The organism is Pseudomonas sp. NPDC087697 (assembly GCF_044743155.1).
Taxonomy (GTDB): Bacteria; Pseudomonadota; Gammaproteobacteria; order Pseudomonadales; family Pseudomonadaceae; genus Aquipseudomonas.
On the sequence record NZ_JBIUVW010000014.1, the window covers coordinates 101,454 to 110,315 of the forward strand.

The following is an 8,862-nucleotide window of genomic DNA, read 5'->3' on the forward strand; positions in this document are numbered from 1 at the left end:
GGGCAATCCTCGACTTAACTGTGCTCGAGTCCTTATGCAATCACCGATAAAACCGACAAGAGGCGATGCAATGAGCAACCCAACCAAAGCACGGAAAAGCGATAGCAGCGTCGACGCATGGGCAATTCTGTTCCTGATTCTCCTGGTAGTGGGCACTGCGGTGTTCTGGGTCAGCCATCAATAGGTAGCGTGACCGAGCCCTGTTCCGAAGATTGTCGGACAAAACGCTAATTAATCGCGATTTGCCAGCATTTCGCCGGCTATAATGCGCGCTAATTTCCGGGGCTCGGATATTCAATGTTCAAGTTTATCTGTGGGGTATTGCTGACGGTTTGCACGGTCTATGGACCGGGCGCTCAAGCGGCGTCGGTGCTGTTCCTGAGCCCCGGTACTTCTGCGGAAACCTTTTGGCTCAGCTACTCGCAATTCATGCAGGCCGCCGCCCGGGATCTGGGCATGGACCTGCAGATACAGTATTCCGAGCGCAAGCCTGAAACCACGATCAAACAGGCTCGTGAAGCCCTGCAAGGGCCAAATCGGCCAGACTATCTGGTGTTCGCCAACGAGCAATATGTTGCGCCGGAAATTTTGCGGCTGTCCGAGGGCAGCGGCGTGAAGCTGTTTATCGTCAATAGCGCGTTAAACGCCGATCAACTCGCGTTGCTCGGCAATCGCGAGGAAAAATATCCCAATTGGCTAGGTAGCCTGGTGCCCAACGATGAGGAGGGCGGTTACCTGATGCTAAAGGAGTTGATCCGTCTGCATCCTCCGGTTGCCCCAGGCCAGAAACTTGAGTTGCTGGCGTTTGCCGGTTTGAAAATCACGCCGGCCTCGCAGTTGCGTGAAAAGGGCATGATGCGGGCGTTGCGCGAGCACCCCGAGGTGCATTTGCGGCAACTGGTGTACGGCGCCTGGAACCGTCAGCGCGTCCATGAGCAGGCGACGTTGCTGTTCAAGCGCTATCCGAAGACGTCGCTGATCTGGGCCGCCAACGATGAAATGGCGTTCGGGGCGATGCAGGCTTATCAAGAGGCGGGTGGCACGCCGGGCAAAGGCGCGCTGTTCAGCGCCGTCAATACATCACCGCAAGCTTTGCAGGCGTTGCTCGATGGTCGCCTGAGCGTATTGCTGGGCGGGCATTTCAGTCTGGGTGGTTGGGCGCTGGTGGAGTTGCATGACTATGATCAGGGCGTGCACGTCGAACGATATGGTGGCCGTGATCGGCAGATTCCGCTGTTGCAATTGATTGACCGGGCGCAGGCCAAACGCTTGCTGGCCATAGGGGTCACTCAGGATTACGGCGTGAACTTTCGCAGCCTTTCGGCCAAGGATCGTCCTCTGAGTTATCGCTATCCGTTCAGCCTGCAAGCACTGATGCACTGACGTCGGGCTAAACCCCGGCCAGATGCAGGACCAGTTTGACGATACCGAACAGCGTCAGCGCAAAGACCGCCGTGAACAGAATGCCTAAAATCACGAAATGACTGGGTTTGCCGTGCGTGAAGTCGCGGGCGCGGTTCTTCCCGCTCTGCACGCCGAATGCTGCCGCCATCACGCTGTGCAGCATCTGCCAGAAGCTGGGTGGTTTGTTGTCGACTGGATCGTCCATAAATCCCTCGTCACTGGTGTGTATGAGGCAAGCATAGACAATGTAGCGGCTGTGGCGAGGGAGCTTGCTCCCGCTGGGCTGCGAAGCAGCCCCAAAAATCAACTATCACACCCTGTCAGGCAGAGCGTGGTCGTCAGTGTTAGCGAGTGCTGCGCACTCGAGCGGGAGCAAGCTCCCTCGCCACAAGAGCAGTGTTAGTTGTCGTAACCCAGGTTCGGCGCCAACCAGCGCTCACTTACGCTCAACTCCTGGCCTTTACGCGCGGTGTAGCTCTGCACCTGATCCTTGTCGACCTTGCCCACGGCAAAGTACTGCGCTTGCGGGTGAGCGAAGTACCAGCCGCTGACGGCGGCCGCCGGGAACATCGCGTAGTGCTCGGTGAGGAACACGCCACTACGACCGGCGTGCATTTCGCTGGCCTCAGGATCCAGCAGCGCGAACAGCGTGCCTTTCTCGGTGTGGTCCGGGCAGGCCGGGTAGCCTGGGGCAGGGCGGATGCCGGTGTATTGCTCTTTGATCAGCGCCTCGTTGTCGAGGGTCTCGTCCTTGGCGTAACCCCAGTAGTTTTTACGAACCTGCTGGTGCAGCCATTCGGCACAGGCCTCGGCCAGACGGTCGGCCAATGCCTTGACCATGATCGAGTTGTAGTCGTCGCCAGCGTCCTGATAGGCCTTGGCGACTTCTTCGGCGCCGATCCCGGCGGTGGTGATAAAACCACCGACGTAGTCGGTAACGCCGCTGTCTTTCGGTGCGACAAAGTCGGCCAGGGAGAAGTTCGGCTTGCCGTCGGTCTTGATGATCTGCTGGCGCAGGTGATGCAAGCGGGCCAACGGCTTGCCGTCGTCGCCATAGACTTCCAGGTCGTCGTCATGCACCTGATTGGCCGGCCAGAAGCCAAACACCGCACGGGCGCTGATGAGCTTCTCGTCGATCAGTTTGGCGAGCATTTCCTGAGCGTCGGCGTACAGCGCGGTGGCGGCTTCACCGACCACTTCGTCCTGGAGGATGCGCGGGAATTTACCGGCCAGGTCCCAGGAGATGAAGAACGGTGTCCAGTCGATGTACTCGGCCAGCACCTTCAAGTCGATGTTGTCCAGCACCTTGGCGCCAGTGAACGTCGGCTTGACCGGCTCGTAGGCGCTCCAGTCGAACTGCGGCTTCTTGGCGATCGCCGCCGGGTAGCTCAAGCGCTCGGTACGGGCACTGCGGTTAGCCGTACGCTCGCGGACTTCGACATATTCCTCGCGGGTTCTCTCGACGAAACCGGCCTTCAGTTCCTTGGACAGCAACTGGGTGGCCACGCCGACAGCGCGCGAAGCGTCAGTGACGTAGACCACCGCGTCGTTGCTGTACTTGGGTTCGATCTTCACCGCCGTGTGGGCCTTGGAGGTGGTCGCGCCACCGATCATCAGCGGCAGATGGAAGTCCTGGCGCTGCATCTCGCGGGCCACGTGGACCATCTCGTCCAGCGAAGGCGTGATCAAACCGGACAAGCCGATGATGTCGCACTTCTGCTCTTTGGCCACTTGCAGGATTTTTTCTGCCGGAACCATCACGCCGAGGTCGACGATGTCGTAGCCGTTGCAACCCAGCACCACGCCGACGATGTTCTTGCCGATGTCGTGCACGTCACCCTTGACCGTGGCCATCAGGATCTTGCCCTTGGCTTCTGGCTTGTCGCCTTTTTCCAGTTCGATGAACGGGATCAGGTGCGCCACGGCCTGCTTCATCACGCGGGCGGATTTCACCACCTGTGGCAGGAACATCTTGCCGGCGCCAAACAGGTCGCCAACGATGTTCATGCCGGACATCAGCGGGCCTTCGATGACTTCGATCGGCCGGGCGAAGGATTGGCGCGACTCTTCGGTGTCTTCCACAATGTGCGTGGTAATGCCTTTGACCAGCGCGTGCTCAAGACGCTTGTTGACGTCCCAGCTGCGCCATTCTTCGGTCTCGGCTTCCTTGACGCTGCCATCGCCTTTGTACTTGTCGGCGATAGCGAGGAGGGCGTCGGTGCCGTTAGGGGTGCGGTTGAGCACCACGTCTTCGACTGCATCGCGCAGTTCAGCCGGGATCTGGTCGTAGATCTCCAGTTGACCGGCGTTGACGATACCCATGGTCAGGCCGTTGCGGATCGCGTACAGCAGGAACACCGAGTGGATCGCCTCGCGCACCGGGTTGTTGCCACGGAACGAGAACGACACGTTGGACACGCCGCCCGAAGTCAGCGCGTACGGCAGTTCGTCACGGATATAGGCGCAGGCGTTGATGAAGTCGACGGCATAGTTGTTGTGCTCTTCGATACCGGTGGCCACCGCGAAGATGTTCGGGTCGAAGATGATGTCTTCCGGCGGGAAGTCGACTTCGTTGACCAGAATGTCGTAGGAGCGTTTGCAGATTTCTTTCTTGCGCGCTTCGGTGTCGGCCTGGCCTGCTTCGTCGAAGGCCATTACTACCACGGCAGCACCGTAGCGCTTGCACAGTTTGGCGTGGTGAATGAACTGCTCGACGCCTTCCTTCATGCTGATGGAGTTGACGATGCCCTTGCCCTGGATGCACTTGAGGCCGGCTTCGATCACTTCCCATTTCGACGAGTCGATCATGATCGGCACGCGAGAGATGTCCGGCTCGCCGGCGATCAGATTGAGGAAGGTCACCATGGCCTTCTTCGAATCGAGCATCCCTTCGTCCATGTTGATGTCGATGACCTGCGCGCCGGCTTCGACCTGCTGCAGGGCGACTTCCAGGGCTTCGGTGTAGTTGTCTTCACGGATCAGCCGGGCGAACTTGGCGGAACCGGTGATGTTGGTCCGCTCGCCGACGTTGACGAACAACGAGCTGCGATCGATGGTGAACGGTTCCAGGCCCGACAGGCGGCATGCCTTGGGGATGTCCGGAATCTGCCGTGGCGCATAGCCGGCGACCGCTTTGGCGATGGCCTCGATGTGTCCCGGCGTGGTGCCGCAGCAGCCGCCGACGATGTTCAGGAAACCGCTTTGGGCGAACTCTTCGATGACCTTGGCGGTTTCTACCGGCAGCTCATCGTATTCACCGAATTCGTTCGGCAGGCCAGCGTTCGGGTGCGCTGACACGTAGGTGCTGGCCTTGTTCGACAGCTCTTCCAGGTACGGACGCAGCTCACGTGCGCCAAGGGCGCAGTTCAGGCCGACGGAAATCGGCTTGGCGTGGGCAATGGAGTTCCAGAAGGCTTCGGTGGTCTGGCCGGACAGGGTGCGGCCGGAGGCATCGGTGATGGTCCCGGAAATCATGATCGGCAGCTCGAAACCGACTTCCTCGAACACGCCTTGCACGGCGAAGATCGCGGCTTTGGCGTTCAAGGTGTCGAAAATGGTTTCGATCAGGATCAGGTCGGCGCCGCCTTCGATCAGGCCTTTGGTGGCCTCGGTGTAGTTTTCCACCAGTTCATCGAAGGTCACGTTGCGGTAGCCGGGGTTGTTCACGTCCGGTGACAGCGAGCAGGTGCGGCTGGTCGGGCCCAGGACACCGGCGACAAAGCGTGGTTTGTCCGGGGTTTCAAGGGTCTTGGCGTCCGCCACCTTGCGTGCAAGGCGTGCGCCTTCTACGTTTAACTCATACGCCAGGCCTTGCATGCCGTAGTCGGCCTGGGATACCTGGGTGGCGTTGAAGGTGTTGGTTTCCAGAATGTCGGCGCCGGCATCCAGGTATTGCTTCTCGATCGCCCCGATCACGTCCGGGCGGCTCAGTACCAGCAAGTCGTTGTTACCCTTGACGTCGCTTGGCCAGTCGGCAAAGCGTTTGCCACGGTAGTCCTGTTCCTCGAGCTTGTAGCTCTGGATCATTGTGCCCATGCCGCCATCGAGAATCAGGATGCGCTCTTTGAGGGCTTGCTTGAGGACGTGTAGGCGAGCACTGCGATCGGACATTAGGACTACCTGGTAAGGCCATTACGAAGGGTCGGGATAATAGCAAACCTGTGCGCTTTTAGAGCATGAGCTGCTTTTGCATGAATATCGCTCATGTTGGTGGCCGGGCCAGACCGGTAGAATCGCGACGTTTTCTCACGATCGGGACCAGGGACATGTCGAATCGCGTTTTCATCAGCCTCTTTGTGCTGCTTATAAGCAGTGCTGCCACAGCACAAGGCACGGCGCCGGCGATCTCCTATACCCGCGATATTCAGCCGATCTTCACTGAAAAATGCGTGGCTTGCCATGCCTGCTATGACGCCGCCTGTCAGCTCAACCTGGGCAGTGGCGAGGGCGCGGCGCGTGGCGCGACCAAGATCCCGGTCTATGCCGGTGATCGCAGTAAGGCGTCGGAGCCGACACGGCTGTTTTATGACGCTTTTGGCAAGGCGGCCTGGCAACGCAAGGATTTCTACTCGGTACTCGATGCCCAGGGCAGTCAGGCTGCGCTGATGGCGCGCATGCTTGAGCTGGGGCACAGAACCCCGCTGCAACCCAATGCCAAGCTGCCGGAAGACATCGTGCTTGGGCTCGAGCGCGAGAACATGTGCCCGATGCCGGGGGAGTTTGAGGCCTATGCCCACGCCCATCCGAAAGAAGGGATGCCGCTGGCGGTGACGGGACTGACCGATCAGCAGTACCAGACGCTGCAACGCTGGCTGGCCTCCGGTGCGCCAATCGACCAGCAGGGCCTGGTCCCCAGCGCCAGGGAAGCCTTGCAGGTGGTGCAGTGGGAAAACCTGCTCAACGCACCGGGCGCCCGTGAAAGCCTGGTGGCACGCTGGTTGTTCGAGCACTGGTTTCTGGCTCATATCTACTTCAAGGACGGCGAACCGGGGCATTTCTTCCAGTGGGTACGCTCGCGTACACCGACGGGCCAGCCGATCGACCTGATCAACAGCCGCCGCCCGAACGATGATCCGGGCACTCAGGTGTATTACCGCTTGTGGCCGGTACAAGGGGTGATCGTGCACAAGACGCACATCACCTATCCGCTCAGTCCGGCGAAAATGGCCCGGATCAAAACCCTGTTCTACAACGGCAACTGGCAGGTCCACGCCTTGCCCGGTTATGGCCCGGAACGTCGCGCCAATCCGTTCGAGACTTTCCAGGCGATTCCGGCGCAGGCGCGTTATCAGTTCATGCTCGATAACGCCGAATACTTCGTGCGCACCTTTATCCGTGGCCCGGTTTGTCGTGGGCAGATTGCAACCGATGTGATTCGCGACAACTTCTGGGCGTTCTTCCAGGCGCCGGAACACGACTTGTACATCACCGATCCGGGTTATCGCGGCAAAGCCACGCCGTTGCTGGCCATGCCCGGTCAGAATGACGATGTCGGCAGCGTGTTGAGCCTGTGGCATGCGTACCGCGACAAGCGTAACGAGTACGAAGCCTTGCGTCGTGACACCTACGCCGATGCGCCGGCGCCGAGTTGGTCGACCTTGTGGGCCGGCAACGACAACGCCTTGTTGAGCATCTTCCGGCATTTTGACAGTGCTTCAGTGAGCAAGGGCCTGATCGGTGAAGTGCCACAGACCATGTGGTTGTTCGACTTCCCGTTGCTGGAGCGCACCTATTATCAGTTGGCGGTCAACTTTGATGTGTTCGGCAACGTTTCTCATCAGGCGCAGACCCGACTGTATTTCGACCTGATCCGTAACGGCGCCGAGCAGAATTTCCTGCGCTTGATGCCGGCCGATTCGCGTAATGGCTACCTGGACGACTGGTATCAGAGCAGCGGCAAATTCAAGATGTGGCTGGATTACGAAAGCATCGACAATGACAAACCAACCGCGCTGATTCTTGACGAGAAAGATCCGAAACGCGACTTCGCCCAGCAATTGCTGATGCGTTACGGTGACCTGAACGCCAGGCCTGATCCGATAAACCGCTGCGACGGCGCCTATTGCTCACGGCCCAATATCGATCCGGCCTTGCAGAATGCCGAGCAGGCGTTGAGCCGCTTGACCGCACGCCCGGCGGCCGGGCTCAAGGTTATCGATCAACTGCCGGAAGCAACGATGCTGCGCATCGAGAGTCGAAGCGGCAAGCGCGAGGTGTACAGCCTGCTGCGCAACCGTGCCCACAGCAACGTTGCGTTCCTGCTCGGCGAGGCACTGCGCTATCAGCCGGGGCTGGACACCTTGACCATTTATCCCGGCGTGCTCAGCAGCTACCCGAACTTCATGTTCAACATCCCGGCTGAACAAGTGCCGGAGTTTGTCACTGATATGGAGAATGCCAAGGATGCCCGCAGCTTCGAGAAGATCGTCGAGCGTTGGGGTATTCGGCGCAGCCATCCGCAGTTCTGGCAGTATTTCCACGACCTGAGCCAGTACATCCGCGAAACCGAACCGGTGGAAGAGGGCGTACTGGACATGAATCGCTACGAAAACCTGTGACCGACTCACCGGTCGTCCTTGCGGCGGCCGGTTCTTTCCCGACAAAAATACTAGGACTTTGTCCGGCGCGATGATTGGCGTAAACTGCGCCCAAGCCTGCGAGGAATTTCCATGACCGCCATTACCATTACCGACGCCGCCCACGATTATCTGGCTGATCTGCTTTCCAAGCAGAACACCCCGGGGATCGGCATTCGGGTCTTTATCACCCAGCCTGGCACTCAATACGCCGAAACCTGCATTGCCTATTGCAAGCCGGGCGAAGAAAAACCTGAAGACACTGCGCTGGGGCTCAAAAGCTTCACCGCTTACATTGACTCGTTCAGCGAAGCGTTCCTGGACGATGCCGTGGTCGACTACGCCACTGACCGCATGGGCGGCCAACTGACCATCAAGGCGCCAAACGCCAAAGTACCGATGGTCAACGCCGACAGCCCGGTCAACGAGCGCATCAACTACTACCTGCAAACCGAAATCAACCCGGGGCTGGCCAGCCACGGCGGTCAGGTCAGCCTGATCGATGTGGTTGAAGACGGCATCGCCGTGTTGAAGTTCGGTGGCGGCTGCCAGGGCTGCGGCCAGGCTGACGTGACCTTGAAGGAAGGCATCGAGCGCACGCTGCTTGAGCGTATTCCCGAGCTCAAAGGTGTACGTGACGTGACCGACCACACGCAGAAAGAAAACGCCTACTACTAAGGTGTTCGCTGCGAAATGAAAAAACGGCGCCCGTGAGCGCCGTTTTTTTATGGGTGCGGTTTAAGGCAAGAAAAGATCGCAGCCTGCGGCAGCTCCTACGATGCGTACACCCGTAGATACCGTCTTGAGCCTCACCGGGCAAGCGCAAGTTTCGGGTCAAAGGGTTGACCCGACTTGAGCACGCCGTAAACGAAGTGCAACAGCT

The 8,862-nt window shown here is 59.3% G+C and carries 5 protein-coding genes; 3 read left to right on the top strand and 2 right to left on the bottom strand.

The features are described from left to right. Positions 1-297: 297 nt before the first annotated feature. Entirely contained in the window at positions 298-1,383 is a 1,086-nt protein-coding gene (locus ACIPIN_RS13010) for an ABC transporter substrate-binding protein (protein WP_401119147.1), read from the top strand. Between the two features lie 7 nt (positions 1,384-1,390). On the opposite strand, the gene ACIPIN_RS13015 is transcribed toward ACIPIN_RS13010, so the two are convergent. Both ACIPIN_RS13015 and metH read right to left on the bottom strand, forming a co-directional pair. After that, positions 1,391-1,609: a DUF2970 domain-containing protein gene (locus tag ACIPIN_RS13015; protein ID WP_054597004.1), complete on the bottom strand. Its 219-nt coding sequence runs from the start codon at positions 1,607-1,609 to the stop codon at positions 1,391-1,393. Positions 1,610-1,803: 194 nt separating this feature from the next. After that, positions 1,804-5,514, bottom strand: a complete 3,711-nt coding sequence (metH, locus tag ACIPIN_RS13020) for a methionine synthase (protein ID WP_401119151.1) — start codon at positions 5,512-5,514, stop codon at positions 1,804-1,806. Positions 5,515-5,669: 155 nt separating this feature from the next. Here metH and ACIPIN_RS13025 point away from each other — a divergent pair, with 155 nt between their 5' ends. Both ACIPIN_RS13025 and nfuA read left to right on the top strand, forming a co-directional pair. Continuing rightward, the gene (locus tag ACIPIN_RS13025) at positions 5,670-7,961 is read left to right on the top strand and encodes a fatty acid cis/trans isomerase (protein WP_401119153.1); all 2,292 of its coding nucleotides are present in this window, start codon (positions 5,670-5,672) and stop codon (positions 7,959-7,961) included. Positions 7,962-8,072: 111 nt separating this feature from the next. Continuing rightward, the gene (gene nfuA, locus ACIPIN_RS13030) at positions 8,073-8,657 is read left to right on the top strand and encodes a Fe-S biogenesis protein NfuA (RefSeq protein WP_007946504.1); all 585 of its coding nucleotides are present in this window, start codon (positions 8,073-8,075) and stop codon (positions 8,655-8,657) included. The last annotated feature ends 205 nt before the right edge of the window (positions 8,658-8,862 follow it).